This is a genomic window from Colwellia sp. Bg11-12, assembly GCF_014076955.1.
GTDB lineage: Bacteria > Pseudomonadota > Gammaproteobacteria > Enterobacterales > Alteromonadaceae > Colwellia_A.
The window spans coordinates 47,015-61,918 of record NZ_JACGUZ010000069.1 but is presented as its reverse complement, the minus strand read 5'-3'; the positions used below and the strand labels follow the sequence as shown (position 1 = coordinate 61,918).

The 14,904-nt window shown below is 37.4% G+C and carries 15 protein-coding genes, 1 tRNA gene and 1 rRNA gene; 12 read left to right on the top strand and 5 right to left on the bottom strand.

What is annotated here, in order from left to right:
- Both rrf and H4J39_RS08815 read left to right on the top strand, forming a co-directional pair.
- A 5S ribosomal RNA gene (gene rrf / locus H4J39_RS08820) occupies positions 1-115 on the top strand.
- Between the two features lie 90 nt (positions 116-205).
- Positions 206-290 (top strand) — tRNA-Tyr (locus H4J39_RS08815).
- 73 nt (positions 291-363) lie between these two features.
- Here the strand turns inward: H4J39_RS08815 and H4J39_RS08810 are convergent.
- Positions 364-2,007 carry a tetratricopeptide repeat-containing response regulator gene (locus H4J39_RS08810; RefSeq protein ID WP_182227485.1) on the bottom strand — a complete coding sequence of 548 codons (1,644 nt, stop codon included), beginning with the start codon at positions 2,005-2,007 and terminating at the stop codon, positions 364-366.
- A gap of 213 nt (positions 2,008-2,220) precedes the next feature.
- Between H4J39_RS08810 and H4J39_RS08805 the strand changes: the two genes are divergently transcribed.
- On the top strand, positions 2,221-3,597 hold the full coding sequence (locus H4J39_RS08805; protein ID WP_182227483.1) for a DEAD/DEAH box helicase: 1,377 nt from the start codon (positions 2,221-2,223) through the stop codon (positions 3,595-3,597).
- Positions 3,598-3,624: 27 nt separating this feature from the next.
- On the opposite strand, the gene H4J39_RS08800 is transcribed toward H4J39_RS08805, so the two are convergent.
- Positions 3,625-4,071, bottom strand: a complete 447-nt coding sequence (locus H4J39_RS08800) for a YaiI/YqxD family protein (protein ID WP_182227481.1) — start codon at positions 4,069-4,071, stop codon at positions 3,625-3,627.
- 167 nt (positions 4,072-4,238) lie between these two features.
- Between H4J39_RS08800 and H4J39_RS08795 the strand changes: the two genes are divergently transcribed.
- Genes H4J39_RS08795 through H4J39_RS08785 form a run of 3 tightly spaced genes read left to right on the top strand, consistent with a single transcriptional unit; the run spans position 4,239 to position 6,418 of the window.
- Complete coding sequence (locus H4J39_RS08795; RefSeq protein ID WP_182180304.1) at positions 4,239-4,715, top strand: acyl-CoA thioesterase; 477 nt, start codon at positions 4,239-4,241, stop codon at positions 4,713-4,715.
- A 37-nt stretch (positions 4,716-4,752) separates the two neighbouring features.
- Positions 4,753-5,160, top strand: a complete 408-nt coding sequence (locus H4J39_RS08790) for a DUF2750 domain-containing protein (protein ID WP_182180490.1) — start codon at positions 4,753-4,755, stop codon at positions 5,158-5,160.
- Positions 5,161-5,164: 4 nt separating this feature from the next.
- Complete coding sequence (locus H4J39_RS08785; RefSeq protein ID WP_182227479.1) at positions 5,165-6,418, top strand: DEAD/DEAH box helicase; 1,254 nt, start codon at positions 5,165-5,167, stop codon at positions 6,416-6,418.
- A 65-nt stretch (positions 6,419-6,483) separates the two neighbouring features.
- Here the strand turns inward: H4J39_RS08785 and H4J39_RS08780 are convergent, their stop codons facing one another.
- Both H4J39_RS08780 and H4J39_RS08775 read right to left on the bottom strand, forming a co-directional pair.
- Positions 6,484-7,134: a thiol:disulfide interchange protein DsbA/DsbL gene (locus tag H4J39_RS08780; RefSeq protein WP_182227477.1), complete on the bottom strand. Its 651-nt coding sequence runs from the start codon at positions 7,132-7,134 to the stop codon at positions 6,484-6,486.
- Between the two features lie 117 nt (positions 7,135-7,251).
- Entirely contained in the window at positions 7,252-7,416 is a 165-nt protein-coding gene (locus tag H4J39_RS08775) for a hypothetical protein (protein ID WP_182180318.1), read from the bottom strand.
- Positions 7,417-7,526: 110 nt separating this feature from the next.
- On the opposite strand from H4J39_RS08775, the gene H4J39_RS08770 reads away from it, so the two are divergent.
- From H4J39_RS08770 to H4J39_RS08755, 4 genes are all read left to right on the top strand, one after another.
- Positions 7,527-8,453 (top strand): LysR substrate-binding domain-containing protein, encoded by a 927-nt coding sequence (locus H4J39_RS08770; RefSeq protein ID WP_182227475.1) that lies wholly within the window; start codon positions 7,527-7,529, stop codon positions 8,451-8,453.
- Positions 8,454-8,491: 38 nt separating this feature from the next.
- On the top strand, positions 8,492-9,892 hold the full coding sequence (locus H4J39_RS08765; protein ID WP_182227473.1) for a sigma-54 dependent transcriptional regulator: 1,401 nt from the start codon (positions 8,492-8,494) through the stop codon (positions 9,890-9,892).
- The gene (locus H4J39_RS08760; RefSeq protein WP_182227471.1) at positions 9,873-11,174 is read left to right on the top strand and encodes a PAS domain-containing sensor histidine kinase; all 1,302 of its coding nucleotides are present in this window, start codon (positions 9,873-9,875) and stop codon (positions 11,172-11,174) included. The genes H4J39_RS08765 and H4J39_RS08760 overlap by 20 nt, the downstream gene beginning before the upstream one ends.
- Before the next feature lie 175 nt (positions 11,175-11,349).
- A complete protein-coding gene (locus tag H4J39_RS08755) occupies positions 11,350-11,820 on the top strand; it encodes a cytochrome c (protein WP_182227469.1) in 471 nt (156 codons plus the stop codon).
- Positions 11,821-11,956: 136 nt separating this feature from the next.
- On the opposite strand, the gene H4J39_RS08750 is transcribed toward H4J39_RS08755, so the two are convergent.
- Positions 11,957-12,649: a cytochrome b/b6 domain-containing protein gene (locus tag H4J39_RS08750; protein WP_220462165.1), complete on the bottom strand. Its 693-nt coding sequence runs from the start codon at positions 12,647-12,649 to the stop codon at positions 11,957-11,959.
- Positions 12,650-12,894: 245 nt separating this feature from the next.
- Between H4J39_RS08750 and H4J39_RS08745 the strand changes: the two genes are divergently transcribed.
- Positions 12,895-14,142, top strand: coding sequence for an HlyD family efflux transporter periplasmic adaptor subunit (locus H4J39_RS08745; protein ID WP_182227467.1), 1,248 nt, complete (start codon positions 12,895-12,897; stop codon positions 14,140-14,142).
- Between the two features lie 31 nt (positions 14,143-14,173).
- Complete coding sequence (locus tag H4J39_RS08740) at positions 14,174-14,878, top strand: ABC transporter ATP-binding protein (RefSeq protein ID WP_182223448.1); 705 nt, start codon at positions 14,174-14,176, stop codon at positions 14,876-14,878.
- The last annotated feature ends 26 nt before the right edge of the window (positions 14,879-14,904 follow it).

Sequence of the window (14,904 nt, the reverse complement as noted above, 5' to 3'; positions counted from 1 at the left end):
TCTAGCGACAATAGCACTGTGGCACCACCTGATCCCATTCCGAACTCAGAAGTGAAACGCAGTAGCGCCGATGGTAGTGTGGGAGTTCCCATGTGAGAGTAGGACATTGCTAGGCGCCTATTAAGTTTAATAGTGATCACTTATAGTGGCATTGTTAAGCGGATGTTTAAGACATACCAACTCTATGTTGATATGTCGGCCCCGTGGAGGGGTTCCCGAGTGGCCAAAGGGACCAGATTGTAAATCTGATGGCTCAGCCTTCGGTGGTTCGAATCCACCTCCCTCCACCACTTCTTTCCTTATTAATAACACTCAAAAAAATTCATAAATATTTATTCATATATTAATATCACTTCATCAATATTATTTATCCTTTGCTAAATCTTTCTTTATACCTATATATTTATCATTTAGTTTCATAAATCGTTTATACGACTCACTGTCTGATCCTAACTTACTAAACTCTTTAATTAACTCTTCTGCGAGTGCTAAGTCACTATTACGTTCATTATTTGTATCAAATGAAACCAGTAATACTTGTAAAAGGTTTAGCTTGATCCCTATGTGATTAGGAAAATGAACTAAGGCTTTATTAAGCTTATCAATTGCCAAACTATAATGATTAGCTCTGTATAGGTTGTTACCAACTTCTAAAGCATTTTGAGCGGCAATTTTGTCACTATCACGCAAAGGTTTACCAAACAGGGAGGCTATTTGTGAAAGTAGCTCGGTATTGTCTGGGTTAGCCTGAGCTAGTTCATTAAGTAAGTTCTGTGCATAAGCTGATCTTTGCAATGCGATTAGTGATTTCGCAATGGCAATAGTCCCTGACGTCGATAATTGGTATTTAAATCTACTTAATAGACGTTCCGCACCCTTAAGGTTTTCTTTAGAAAGTTGAGTTTCATTTGCCTTATGATGTAATCTTGCCGTTAATAATTGGCTATGGATTTTTAACTCAGCAGAGCTAAAATCTTTCACCATATCTGTAAGCGCTTTAAAGCCTTTATTATTTAATTTACGTACTTGAAATGTACTCAGGTTTTCTGCGTATTCAAGCAAGGCTTCGACAAAAAGTAATGCATTTTCAGGTTTTTTATGGACAGAGTGGTAGGCTAACTCATTGGTTTTAGAGAGGGCATATGTTGCTTTATCAAAGTTCTCGTTACTAACACATAAATCAGCATAATTTTTCAATCGTAATACAGAACGTGGTGATATCAATAAGGCTTTTTCTAGAACATCTTCAGCTAAATTAGGTTGCTGTGTTAATTTATAAGCTTTAGCCAACCAGTCATAAGCTGATAGATAAAGCGGATTACTATCAACAACAGCACTGAAATAATGTATCGCTAAGTCGAAGTTGTTTTCAACTAAGGCTATTTTACCTAAGCCAATTGCTGCCCATTGACAATTAGGAGCACCGAGGTAAGCATCATAAATTTCTCTTGCTTGATCAAATTGTGCTAATTCAAAATGTTGTCGTGACTTTATTCCTAAACATTCTGTTTTATATGTAGAATTTTGTGTAATCAATCGTTCACAAAGCAATAAGACCTTTTGAAAATTATCTGCATCCATCGCTTTATAAATGTTGAGCATTGCGCCTTTTTTTTGAAAACACCTTGACAATCGGGTACTTAGGTCATTGAGGGTATAAGGTTTTGCTAAATATTCATCAGGTTTATGTTCGAGTGCTGCTAGCACCATCGCTTGAGATACCTCTGCGGTGATCATTACTATCGTACAATGGCGTGATATTATTTGCTTAGCACGTAATTCTTCAAGAATTTGCTGACCATTTTTTTTATCTTCGCCCAGATCATAGCCTAATAAAATCACATCGAACTTTATCTCATCACACAGAGACATAATATCAGGCGCATGATGACTGGTATCAACTTTCATTGCGCCTAGACTATATGCGAATATCTTCAATGTATCGCGCGATTGTTTAATATTGTCGACAACGAGAAAATGTTTGTTGCCGTAATCAATATCACTCATAAATTCCCTTTCAAAGTCTCGTTACCACAATGACTTTTAACGGAAAATAGAGGGCTTGTCTAGTTTTGTGAGCAAGTAACATTAAATATTCGTGTTTTGGTAAAATTCAACGGTCAATACGACTACTCGTAATTGCACTTAACATAGCTATACTGTATTCTGCAACGCCGCTGTACATTGGCTAACTTCCACTTTTTATAAAGAGATTTATCTATGGGTTTTACCTCGTTGGGCTTATCTGCCCCGATTCAAAAAGCGATTGCTGAGAAGGGTTATACCGAACCATCTCCAATTCAAGCACAAGCTATTCCTGCCGTATTAAGTGGGCAAGATGTTATGGCTGCTGCACAAACGGGAACAGGAAAAACAGCAGGATTCACTCTACCAATTTTGGAACGCTTATCCGGTGGCAATAAACCACAAGCTAATCAAGTTCGTACCCTTATTTTAACGCCTACACGAGAGCTCGCTGCGCAAATATACGAAAATGTGGAAATGTACGGTAAGTATTTACCTTTAACGGCTACTGTTGTTTTTGGTGGTGTTAAAATTAATCCGCAAATGATGCGTTTACGCCAAGGTGTCGATATATTGGTAGCAACGCCAGGTCGTCTTCTTGATCTTTATAATCAGAAAGCGGTTAGTTTTAAACAACTTGAAATACTCGTACTCGATGAAGCGGATAGAATGCTAGATATGGGCTTTTTACGTGATATTAAAAAAGTTTTATCGGTATTACCAAAACAACGCCAGAACCTTTTATTTTCAGCAACCTTTTCAGAAGATATCCGTGATTTAGCACGTGGATTAGTAAATAACCCTGTAGAGATCTCAGTTAGCCCAAGAAACACCACGGCAGAGAAAGTTGCACAGGTAATATATCCGGTTGATAAAAAACAAAAAGCTGGACTATTAACCGCATTAATAAAAGATAATGGTTGGCAACAAGTTTTAGTGTTTATGAAAACTAAACATGGAGCGAATAAATTAACGAAGCAACTAGAAGCTGAAGGTATAAAAGCTGCAGCAATTCATGGCAATAAAAGCCAAGGGGCTAGAACAAAAGCCTTAGCCAATTTTAAAGATGGCACAGTGAATGTTCTAGTTGCCACAGATATTGCGGCACGTGGTATTGATATTGACCAATTACCACAGGTTGTTAACTTTGAATTACCTAATGTAGCAGAAGACTATGTTCACCGAATCGGTAGAACAGGTCGAGCAGGTGCCAGCGGTAAAGCTGTTTCTTTAGTGTGCTCAGATGAAATTGATTTATTGAATGATGTAGAACACCTTATACAAACTCATATTCCTCGTGAAGTTATCGAAGGGTTTGAACCTTTTAATGTTTTATTGGAGTCACGCCCGCTAAGACCTTTGAAAGCAAATAAACCTAAAAAGGCTAAATTCGAACATCATGACGGACAGCGTTCTGCAGATAATGCTCGAGGCCATAAGCCACAAAGTAAAAACCCTCGTCATAGAAATGACAGTAACGCGAATAAAGATTCAAATGCAGGTGGCCGTCGTAAAAATCCAGCAAGTACCGCCCCTAAAAATAGTGGTGACCCTTATTCAGCTTCACGCTAATTAAAAAACTAAGGCTCTTATTGAGCCTTAGTTTCTTTTAGCTAATAATTTATCAAGGTTATTGGCAAAGGCTTGTCTGTCACCTTGACTAATAGGTGGAACACCACCTGTTTGAATGCCGCTAGAGCGTAAAGTATCCATAAAGTCGCGCATGTTGAGCCTTTGCCTAATATTGCTTTCGGTATAAAGCTCACCTCTAGGGTTTAGAGCTAAACAACCTTTTTCTACGACTTCTGCCGCTAACGGTATATCTGCAGTGATCACTAAGTCATGTGCACTACAGCGTTTAACAATTTCATTATCAGCCACGTCAAAACCTGAACTTACTTGTACAAAGGAAATAAACTTGGACGGTGGCATTTTTAGAAAATGATTGGCGACTAAAATAGTTTCAATTTTTGCACGGTCAGCCGCACGAAATAAGATATCTTTAATTACCGCAGGACAAGCGTCGGCATCGACCCAAATTTTCATTATATTCCTCTTAGATTTATTGATTGCGATTGTTAGGCGGATATATTTCTATTTTAATATGATGATTGTTGGTATACCTAGTAGAATATATACAATGGTAAAATTTTAAATTGAAGGGTATCCATACATAAGGGTAACCCATTAATATCTTTTAAGAGAGTTAAAGCATGAACAAACCACAAAGAGACATCACCCTTAGATTTTTAGCCGAACCACAAGATGTAAATTTTGGTGGTAAAGTTCACGGTGGGGCGGTAATGAAATGGATCGATTTAGCTGCTTATGCTTGCTCAGCTGGTTGGAGTGGTCGCTATTGTGTAACTGCTTATGCGGGTGGTATACGTTTTATTGCTCCGATTCATGTTGGTAGCTTAGTTGAAGTTGAGGCGAAGGTGATCTACACCGGTAATTCATCAATGCATATTGCATTAGAAGTTAATGCCTGTGATCCAAAGTTCCTTAATCGTACCTTAACCACTCATTGCATTGTTATAATGGTAGCAGTGGACGAGAACGGTAAGTCTGAAAAAATACCAACGTGGATCCCAGAGTCACCAGAAGATATTAAACAACATGAGTCAGCGATAAAGTTGATGGAAATGCGCAAACTCATTGGCGAAGAAATGCAAATTTTTGTGGAATAGTCATGCTACCTAATACAAAATCTGATAGGAATATTTTATAGTGCAAGCTCTAGACGAACAACAAATCAAACTCGTTTTAAATTACGATGATGCTCAACGAGCAAATTACTTTCTGAAAGAAGTTGTCGCAAATAATGAAATTTGGATATTAAAAGACGAGCACGGCTGTGTGATGCTTAATACTGAAGATGAAGATTGCGTACCTGTCTGGCCAAATAAAGAATTTGCGCAAGCTTGGGCCACAGATGAATGGCAAGAATGTCAGGCAGAAGCTATTTCATTAAGTAAATGGTTTAGTCGTTGGTCACATGGGCTAGTAGAAGATGAGTTAGCTTTAATCGTTTTTCCAAGCCAAAATGAACAAGGATTAGTGTTCTATCCTGAAGAACTTGAACAAGAACTAAAAAACAAACAGAAAAATCAATCAGCAAAAGGTGAGCGTTAATTACATGAGTTTTACTTCTTTAGCATTAGACAAAAGCTTAACCGATGCTGTTAACGCTCTCGGTTATACCGAAGCCACCCCCATTCAGCAAAAGGCTATTCCTGTTATATTAGCAGGAAAAGATATTATGGCTGGAGCACAAACGGGGACAGGTAAAACAGCCGCGTTTGCTTTACCTATTTTACAAAAGTTAATGACTGAACTCCCTGAACAACGTCCAGTGCGTGCTTTAGTGTTAACGCCAACAAGGGAGCTTGCACAACAAGTCTATAAAAGCTTTGTCAGTTACGCAGAGAATACTGAGCTCAATATTGCCGTCGTTTATGGTGGGGTTAGTATTAATCCACAAATTACCGCGTTGAATAAAGGCGCAGATGTCTTAGTCGCAACACCTGGGCGATTGCTTGACCACATCATTAATGGATCACTGGCATTAACTGAGTTGGAATTTTTAGTTTTCGATGAAGCTGACCGCATGCTAGATATGGGCTTTAAGGATGAAATTGACCGCATCTTAAATCGTGTTCCATTAAAACGCCAAACGCTTTTATTTTCAGCGACCTTCGACGATGCAATTTTTAAACTCAGTAAAAACTTATTAACCGACCCTGAATTAATTGAAGTTAGCGAGCGTAATGCTGCAGCAACGAAAGTAGAGCAAGTGCTTTACACAGTAGATAGTGACCGAAAACGTGAGTTAACCTCATTTTTGATTGGCTCAAAAAACTGGAAGCAAGTGCTTATTTTTACCCGCACTAAACAAACAGCGGATGATTTAGCAAAAGAAATGTGTAAAGACGGCATTAAAACGCAGTCGATTCATGGTGATAAATCTCAAGGTGCACGCGACAAAGCATTAGCAGAATTTAAAGAGGGCAAAACGCGTGCCTTAGTTGCTACCGATGTTGCTTCGCGTGGTTTAGATATTGCAGACTTAAATTATGTCATTAACTACGAACTCCCTTATATCGCGGAAGATTATATTCATAGAATAGGAAGAACGGGTCGAGCAGGTAATGAAGGATTAGCTGTTTCATTGATGAGCCCTAGCGAAGAATGGTTATTAGAAGCGGTTGAAAAAGTACTTGATACTCGCTTATTACAGCAATGGTATCCTGGTTATGAACCTGACTTAACAAAAACAGAAAAACCGGCAAGAAAAGGTGGACAGAAGCAGCGCGACAGACAAAAAGCGTTAGGTGATAGTAGTGGTGCTAAAAAGCGCTCAGGGCCTAAAAACAAATATACACGTAGATAGTTAAGCTGATTTTAGATACATTCACTGCGATGATAACGCTAATCGCAGTGAATATTGTGTAATGATCACAAGGTAAATAAGTGTGCTACTAATGCGGTGTAATCAGCGAAAAAGTTTTTATCATCTAATGCTTTGGAATTTATTAAATATTTACCGTTGACCACCATCGTAGGTACCCCTGTTAAATAGCGAGCCTTTGATAACTTATCTTGAGTTTGTTTATTACGTTTAGCTTCGCTAACAATACTAAAGCTTTTCATGCCTTTATCAAACTTAGCGCCATTACCACCACTTAATATAAAAATCTCACGAATATCTTGTTCTGTCTCTATTGTTGATCGATCCGTTTGTAAATATTTAAAAACAGCAGGTGAAAACTTTTTAGCTATCGCTGTTTTTTCAGCAATGATAAGTGACTTACTCAACATAAATTGAATATCAGGCGTTGTTTGTCGCATAAAATCCACATGGGTTTTTTCTAGCTTTACCCCTTCAGGCAATACTTTTTCGAATTCAGTTAAGTAAGGTTCGTAAGCGCGACACGCAGGACAGTAATAAGAGAAGTATTCACGCAGCTCGGGTTTGTTAGTGCCTTGTGCGGAAATAACGGTATAGTGCTTACCTTCTTCAAATTTACTTTCTTGTGCTGCAACCGCTGTCGCAGCGAATAAGGTCAAGGCGATGAATCCACCAAATAGTGTTTTAAGAGCTTTCATGGTTATCCTCAGAGAATCATTTATTAATTTTTATTGTTGCGATTATAGACCAAAGTAAAAAGCGTCGGTTCATCGTAAAATGTAAAAGTTTATTACGAAACTTTTTATCGAAAGCCATTATTTAAAATGAATTAACAAACATAAGTTTAAATTATTTGAAATGATAGCTAAACGTTGTTGAAGTTTAGTTGTTTTATTTTTTAATATATTACTCTTTTCATCAGTAAGTTTTTTATTAGTTTCTTTATTATCAGTGGTTAACGTCTTTTTTTGCTTTTCCATTATCTATCCTTATTTATGGGTGTAACACTATTTTGTCAAAACAAAAAATGACAAACCAACGATATAAACTTACACTCAATATAAGTAAAACTTATGACTAATAAGTAAAGATGGATCAACGACTCAAGTATTTAAATGCAATGCGTACCTTTGAAAGTGCTGCTCGGCATAAAAGTTATAGTCAAGCGGCAGAAGAGTTGTTTGTTTCTCAAGCGGCGGTTAGCCAACAAATGCGGCAATTGGAAAATGTTCTATCCGTAAAGTTATTTGTTCGTACTGGTCGTAAAATGTTGTTAACGCCAAGTGGCGAGACCTTGTATGAATCAGCACATCAAGCGCTTAATATCTTGATAAAAGGGCTTAACAGTATTCAACATGAAGATATTGCTGGCGATTTAACGATTACGTCAACACAAGCATTTTGTTCTTTATGGTTAATGCCTCGTTTATATAAATTTTCTCAAGTACATCCGGATATTAATGTACGTATATTAGGCTCAAATCAAAAAGAAGATTTACAACAAAAACATATCGATGTGGCGATACGCTTTGGTGTTAACAAACAAGTGTCCAACGCTGACAATCTCGTCATGGAAGATTTTGGTGAAGACGTTGTTTATCCCGTTTGCTCCCCAAAATTATTACAACACATGTGGCTTCAAAGCCCCAAAGACCTCCTAGACTGCACCTTAGTTAGCTTAGCTAATGAACAGGTAGTTACTTGGGATAAATGGTTTGAACATGCAGGCGTCAAAGGTTTTGAAAACATGACTAAGAAAACAGAAGTTACCTCGAGCGACATGGCCTTAAATGCTGTACTAAGCGGTCATGGCGTAACGTTGGCTGCTAGTGCAATGTTTGCGCAATATATCCCTACAAAACAATTAGTTGTGCCTTTTAAAATTAAGCATCCAGTGATTTGGAAACGCTATTTAGCCTATGATCCTAATTCAGCGAAGCGCAAACGTATTCAGGTTTTTATTGACTGGGTGCGCGCCGAGATGGCAAGCTCATCACCGAAAGTATTATTAAGATAATTTTGCTTTCGTTACATTTATCTAAGGAATATCAGTAGATGCCCTGTATTTTAGTTATTGATGACCGTCCTGATATCCGTCTAAGTTTAGCGGTATTGTTAGAAGATCATCACTACACCGTTATTGAAGCCGACAACCCTCAAATTGCACAAGTGAAATTAAAAAATCATGCTATATCCTTGATATTGCTTGATATGAACTATCAACTAGACACGACATCTGGTGAAGAAGGTTTAGCTTTTCTTACCTGGTTACAAAACTCTTCACTTGCATATACACCAACAATAGCAATGACAGCTTGGTCAAACACCGACCTAGTCGTAAAAGCAATGAACTTAGGTGCTAACGATTTTATTGAAAAGCCTTGGCGTAATAAACATTTATTACATACTGTGGCACAGCAGCTCGACCTCTTAAATCTTTCAAGTCAAAATAAAAAATTAAAACAACAACTTATCAATGAAAATTGTGACGATTATGTCTGGCAATCACCGGTTATGACGCAATTATTGAAAAAAGTAAAAGCGGTGGCAAATACTGATGTCAGTATTTTATTAACCGGTGACAATGGCACAGGTAAAAGCGAACTTGCTCGTTTTATTCATCAAGAATCACAGCGTAATAATGAAGCTTTTATTGCTGTCAATATGGGCGCTATCAGCGAATCACTGTTTGAAAGCGAGATGTTTGGCCATAAAAAAGGCGCTTTTACTGATGCCAAACAAAACCGTATTGGACGTTTTGAACTCGCTGAAAATGGCACCTTATTTTTGGATGAAATCGCCAATATTCCACTTTCCCAACAAGCCAAACTACTCCGTGTATTAGAAAATGGAGAATACGAAACTCTCGGATCAAGCCTGACACAAAAAACAAATACTCGAATAATATCAGCTACTAATGCCGACTTTACTCAGTTACTAAGTGCTGAGTTATTTAGAGAAGATTTATATTACCGTCTTAATACTATTGAATTTAGAGTGCCATCGTTAAAAGAACGAACGGAAGATATTTTATTGTTAGCGCAATTCTTTGTTGATAAATTCACAAAAAAATATCAACGGTCTGTTCGCTCTATATCGCATGGTGCACAGCAAGCTATGCTTGATTACCATTGGCCAGGGAATGTCAGGGAAATGAGCCATTTAGTTGAACGAGCAGTATTGTTAGCTGAACATGAACAGTTATTGGCAGAAGATTTGCATATTAGAAATATCAGTCCCATGGGTGCAGTCGAAAAATTAGCCAACAATGCGCTTCAAAATAATGAGCAGAGTAATCAATTACCATTAATGACATTGGCTGAAGCGGAAGTTGCTATGGTTAAATTAGCGCTCAATAAAAGCGCAGGAAATGTACCTCAAGCGGCGTTATTGCTGGGTTTAACAAAAGCGTCGATGTATCGACGTGTGGAGAAATATGGCCTTGCTAAAAACTAATTCTCTAGAAAGCTTTATACAAAAAAAACTTGCCATACTATGTACTGTTATTTTGTTGTTAAGTGGTTATATTTCATGGCTTTTAACTATAAAGTGGCAGTGGATCGTTATTATTGAATTAGTGCTTTTTACGATTTGTTTTGGCTTTACGTTGTCAATAAAGCAGCGCGTGATGCGATCTTTTACCCGTGCTTCTTTACATTTAGATGCCATTACTCAGGAAGATTATAACCAATTTGGAAAATCAACTTTCCCAAAGGGTAAAGTTAGTGAATTCCATCAGCAATTGAAACAACTGAGTGAAAAGTTACAAACACAAAAGTCTCATTATGATCAGCAGGCTTTTCTGGTTTATCAATTGATCTCGCAATTAGACACACCAGTTTTAATATTTAATGAAAAACAGCAGCTTACGCTTGGTAACGAAGCGTTTTATTATCTATTTAAGCAACCATGGCAAATGTTTCGTCACGCCACTGCCGATTTATTGGGTTTACATTACAATGACGGACACTGGAAGTTCATAGAACAAGCGAAACAAAACCGCTGGCAAATACGTCACAGTGAATTTATTGATGATGGTGAAAACCATCAACTGCTGCTTTTTATTGATATTGAACCCGCATTGCGAGAAAGCCAATTAAATGCCTGGCAGCAAATCATTCGCGTACTCGGCCATGAGATCCGTAATTCACTAACGCCGGTATCTTCAATGGCAGAGACGCTGGCAGATAAAGCAAGCAATGAAAGAGACAAAATGGTGCTTGGTGTTATTACCGAGCGTTGCTTGCATTTACAATCTTTTGTGAACCGTTACTCGTCGTTATCACAAAAGCTACAAATAAATTGCCAGTGGTTGTCTGTAGAGCATGTGATTAGGTCTGTTTCAGGTTTGTTCACCGATATAAACATTACCCTTAACGCGCGTGTTAATGAATTTTGGGCAGATGGCGAGTTTATAGAACAAATTTTTATTAACTTATTTAAAAATGCTAAAGAGGCAGGCGCCACAGAAATAACGGTTAGCCTTGCTTTAGAAGATCAATATTATATTATTGAAATTACCGACGATGGCCATGGATTCTCTAACATGAACAACTTATTTGTTCCGCTCTATTCAACTAAACCACAAGGCCAAGGAATAGGGTTAAGCTTTTGTCGTAATATCATTGAACAGCATCATGGTGTAATGGAACTGCATAATAATAACGACAGTGGTCAACCGCAACAAGGAGTTACCGTAATGATGATACTACCTAAACCCAATGTTAATATGGGTTAGCAGCGGGTTCAATTATGAACTGGATAAAAGTTCGAAAATGAACTTCTGTTTAGTTGAGTAAGCTGAACCGATGAAACTGTTTGTAACAATATGTTGATTTGGAAATAATATATATTGTCATTTAATATGGAAGTTTTGCTATAGTGATAAAAATTACAAAAAGGACAATAATAAAATGAAATTATTTACAAAAGTAGTAGCCGCGAGTATTTTTACTGTATTAGCGACAGGTGCAATCGCTAACTCAGCAAGCTCTTTAAAGCATGCAGAAAAAGCGACTGATTTACGCCAATCAATATTTAGTTTATTGGGCAGCAACATGGGTCCTTTAGGCGGTATGGCTAAAGGAAAAATTGAATTTGACGCTGAAAAAGTATCAACGCATGCTTTACGCATTAATCAATTATCACTGATGATCGCAGATTATACCCGCACGAACACTTCGGCACATAAAGTGAAAACTGAAGCACTCGACAAAATTTGGGAACAACCTGATGCATTTTCAAAACGAATTGATGACTTAACAAAAGCATCGGCTAATTTACAAAAAGTTGCTTTAAGCGGAGATGAAAGTCTTATTAAAAAAGCGATTGGTGGCGTAGGTAAAACCTGCGGCGGTTGTCACGATGACTTTAAAGCAGAATAGTGCTTAACCCGCCACCATTTAAACGACTTTGGTACTTTGAAGTCTGATGGTTTCGGGTTTAATTAACATAAATTCATAAGTGATTTCAGCGGTGTAAAACACCCTGTAATCACCTATTGTTAAAATAACAAATGTATTAGTAGTAATATTCTTCTATAACAGGTGCATTCAGCACAACCAGCCAATAAACAAAACCCACAGCCACTATTACAATTAAAAGCGCAATCCATAACTTAGAGTGTTTGATTACATTTTTCTTATCAACTTTAGCGGCAAGCTTTTTTCCTGTGATCATCGGGAGTATTATCGACTGTTTTTTTACTCGCTCATAATAGGCTATTGCCAATAGGTGCATAGCAATGGCTGCAATCATAAAATCAAAGACATTGTGATGTAAAAACATCATAACTTGTTCTACTTCTTTACTAACACTATCGTAGTAAGGTCCTGAAGAAAATACATCGTCATTGATAAACAAGCCACTTATTGCCTGTAAACTGATGAGAAAAATCATCAAAAAAACCATCAAACTGCCTAATGGATTATGACCACTACTATCTTTAACTTGATTGTTTTTTAGATCCTTAATGTAGTTAATAAGGCGCTTAGGTGTTGGAAAAAAAGATCTAAACTGCGAGTGTTTAGTGCCAACGAATCCCCACAAAACTCTGAAAACAAGTAAACCTAAAGCGAAATAGCCAAGTTTTATATGAATATCAATCAAATTATTGTCTTGATCAGAAGTGTACCAAGAGGCAATAACGGTAAAGGCAAATAGCCAATGAAAAAGTCGTAAAGGTAAATCCCAAATAAGAACATGTTTCAGCAAGAGTCTATCCCTAATAGATATAAAGTATTAATTGTAATGGCTACAAATTATGAAGTAAAAAGGAATCACCGAATTATCTTGTACCAATAACGAAATGTTTTTAGTTCATTATTGAACTAGTACGAAAGTAGGGTTGCCGATTTAATGTTTCGTATTGATTTATAAGGAAAATATTATTGGCACGAAATTAGCTGTAGAAATATATATATATAGAAAGACGGTTAAGCAACAACCAAGAGAATAATGTGGATATTTTAAAACAAAAGCCTAAAAAGACATTGCTCAATAACAAAGGAGTAATAGCAACGATCGCCGTTGTCATTGTTATTATATTGGTGAGTTATGCGAAAGCGTCACTTAATAATGTCAGCCTAGCGAGAAAAGATCTGTTACTCGCAACAGTCAAACAAGGAGATATAGACGTTACCGTGGAAGGATACGGAAAGTTAACCTCAGATAAGTTGCAATTAATTACCACACTCACCAAAGCAACGGTTGAAGAAATAGTATTAAAACCTGGCGCGACCGTTACCAAAGAAAGCGTAATCGTAAAATTAGCGAACCCAGAACTGCAGCAACAAGTGCAAAGTGCTGAATATTCAGTAGCTGAGTTAAGAGCTAACTTACGCCAACTAAAATTAAACCAAAGACGCGAAACACTCACCGAAAAGTCAAATTATTTAGAACTTGTATCACAGCATAAAGGGGCTCGTTTGACGTTAACCGCACAAAATAAATTGGTAAAAAGCGGTATTGTCAAACAAATAGACTATCAAGAAAGCATATTGCGTGAAGATCAGTTAAAAGAACGAATTGAAATTTTTAAAGAACGTAATGAACAACTTAAAGAAGTGCATAAAGAGGCGATAAATATACAACTAGAACGTATTAAGCAAGTCGAACAAAGACTAACAATCGCTAAAGACCGGAAAAATAAATTAGTGGTAAAGGCCGGTTTTGACGGTGTGCTACAACGTTTATCTGTAAATTTAGGGCAAAGCTTGTCTCCAGGGCAAGAAGTCGCCCTAATTGGTAGTGTTACTGAATTAATTGCGTTGATCCGCGTGCCACAAAACCAAGTGCAATTAGTTAAAATTGGTCAGAACGTTATCGTTGATACCCGACAAGAACTCATTAAGGGGAAAGTTAAGCGCATTGACCCTATTGTTGACCAAAACACCGTCGAGGTGGAGATATCATTCCCTGGGGAACTCCCTAAAAGTGCAAGGCCAGAACAAAGTATTGATGCGGTGATCACGGCTAAAGTGCTGAAAAATATTTACTACATAGACCGACCTGCAAATGTGCAAGCGCAGAGTGAAACTTCGCTGTACAGGCTTAATGAAGGAATGTCCGAAGCTAAAAGAGTCGACATAAGTTTTGGAGAAAAAACTGGACGATTTATTGAAATAAGTGCGGGAGCCAACTTGGGCGACCAATTTATTATTTCAGATTTAAGTAACTATAAAACAGCAAAAATCTCGATTCTATAATTGAGTCATAAAATTACAAAAGGATAGGTACATGAGCACAGCCATTTTATTATTAAAAAATATCGGTAAAATTTTTGAAACCGAAGAACTTGAAACACATGCTTTGAAATCAATTAACTTAACCGTTAATAAAGGAGACTACGTTTCAATATCTGGTCCTTCTGGTTGTGGTAAATCAACACTTTTATCAATTATGGGCTTACTTGATGTAAGTAGCAGTGGTGAGTATTTTATTGAAGGTGTCAATGTTACTGATTTATCACTGGATCAAGCTGCAGAAGTCAGAAATGCAAAGATTGGATTTATATTTCAATCGTTTAATTTAATAGACGAGCTTTCAGTTTTCGACAACGTGGCGCTTCCATTACGCTACCATGCAGATAAGCCTAATAACGCGACAATTAAAAAGCGTGTCATAGAATGTTTAGAAAAAGTAGGCTTGTCACATCGAATTAGCCACAAACCTAATCAGCTTTCGGGCGGACAACAACAACGTGTTGCTATTGCTCGTGCGTTAGTTGCTAACCCTGCAGTGCTATTGGTGGATGAACCAACGGGTAACCTTGATTCAAAAAGTGCTGACCAAGTTATGGATGTACTCGATCAATTAAATAAAGCGGGTACAACTATTTGTATGGTAACGCATGATCCGCGCTATGCAGATATGGCGCGTACTAAAGTGCAACTTCTTGATGGTGCTATTCTACAAGCACCGGTAGCAAAAATGGTCGGGTAAATAGGCTAACTCAATAAGTACTTTGT

Coding starts and splice junctions, on each gene's coding strand:
- H4J39_RS08810 (WP_182227485.1), bottom strand. CDS start 2,007: ATGAGTGATATTGATTACGGCAACAAACATTTTCTCGTTGTCGACAAT.
- H4J39_RS08805 (WP_182227483.1), top strand. CDS start 2,221: ATGGGTTTTACCTCGTTGGGCTTATCTGCCCCGATTCAAAAAGCGATT.
- H4J39_RS08800 (WP_182227481.1), bottom strand. CDS start 4,071: ATGAAAATTTGGGTCGATGCCGACGCTTGTCCTGCGGTAATTAAAGAT.
- H4J39_RS08795 (WP_182180304.1), top strand. CDS start 4,239: ATGAACAAACCACAAAGAGACATCACCCTTAGATTTTTAGCCGAACCA.
- H4J39_RS08785 (WP_182227479.1), top strand. CDS start 5,165: ATGAGTTTTACTTCTTTAGCATTAGACAAAAGCTTAACCGATGCTGTT.
- H4J39_RS08780 (WP_182227477.1), bottom strand. CDS start 7,134: ATGAAAGCTCTTAAAACACTATTTGGTGGATTCATCGCCTTGACCTTA.
- H4J39_RS08775 (WP_182180318.1), bottom strand. CDS start 7,416: ATGGAAAAGCAAAAAAAGACGTTAACCACTGATAATAAAGAAACTAAT.
- H4J39_RS08770 (WP_182227475.1), top strand. CDS start 7,527: ATGGATCAACGACTCAAGTATTTAAATGCAATGCGTACCTTTGAAAGT.
- H4J39_RS08765 (WP_182227473.1), top strand. CDS start 8,492: ATGCCCTGTATTTTAGTTATTGATGACCGTCCTGATATCCGTCTAAGT.
- H4J39_RS08760 (WP_182227471.1), top strand. CDS start 9,873: ATGGCCTTGCTAAAAACTAATTCTCTAGAAAGCTTTATACAAAAAAAA.
- H4J39_RS08755 (WP_182227469.1), top strand. CDS start 11,350: ATGAAATTATTTACAAAAGTAGTAGCCGCGAGTATTTTTACTGTATTA.
- H4J39_RS08740 (WP_182223448.1), top strand. CDS start 14,174: ATGAGCACAGCCATTTTATTATTAAAAAATATCGGTAAAATTTTTGAA.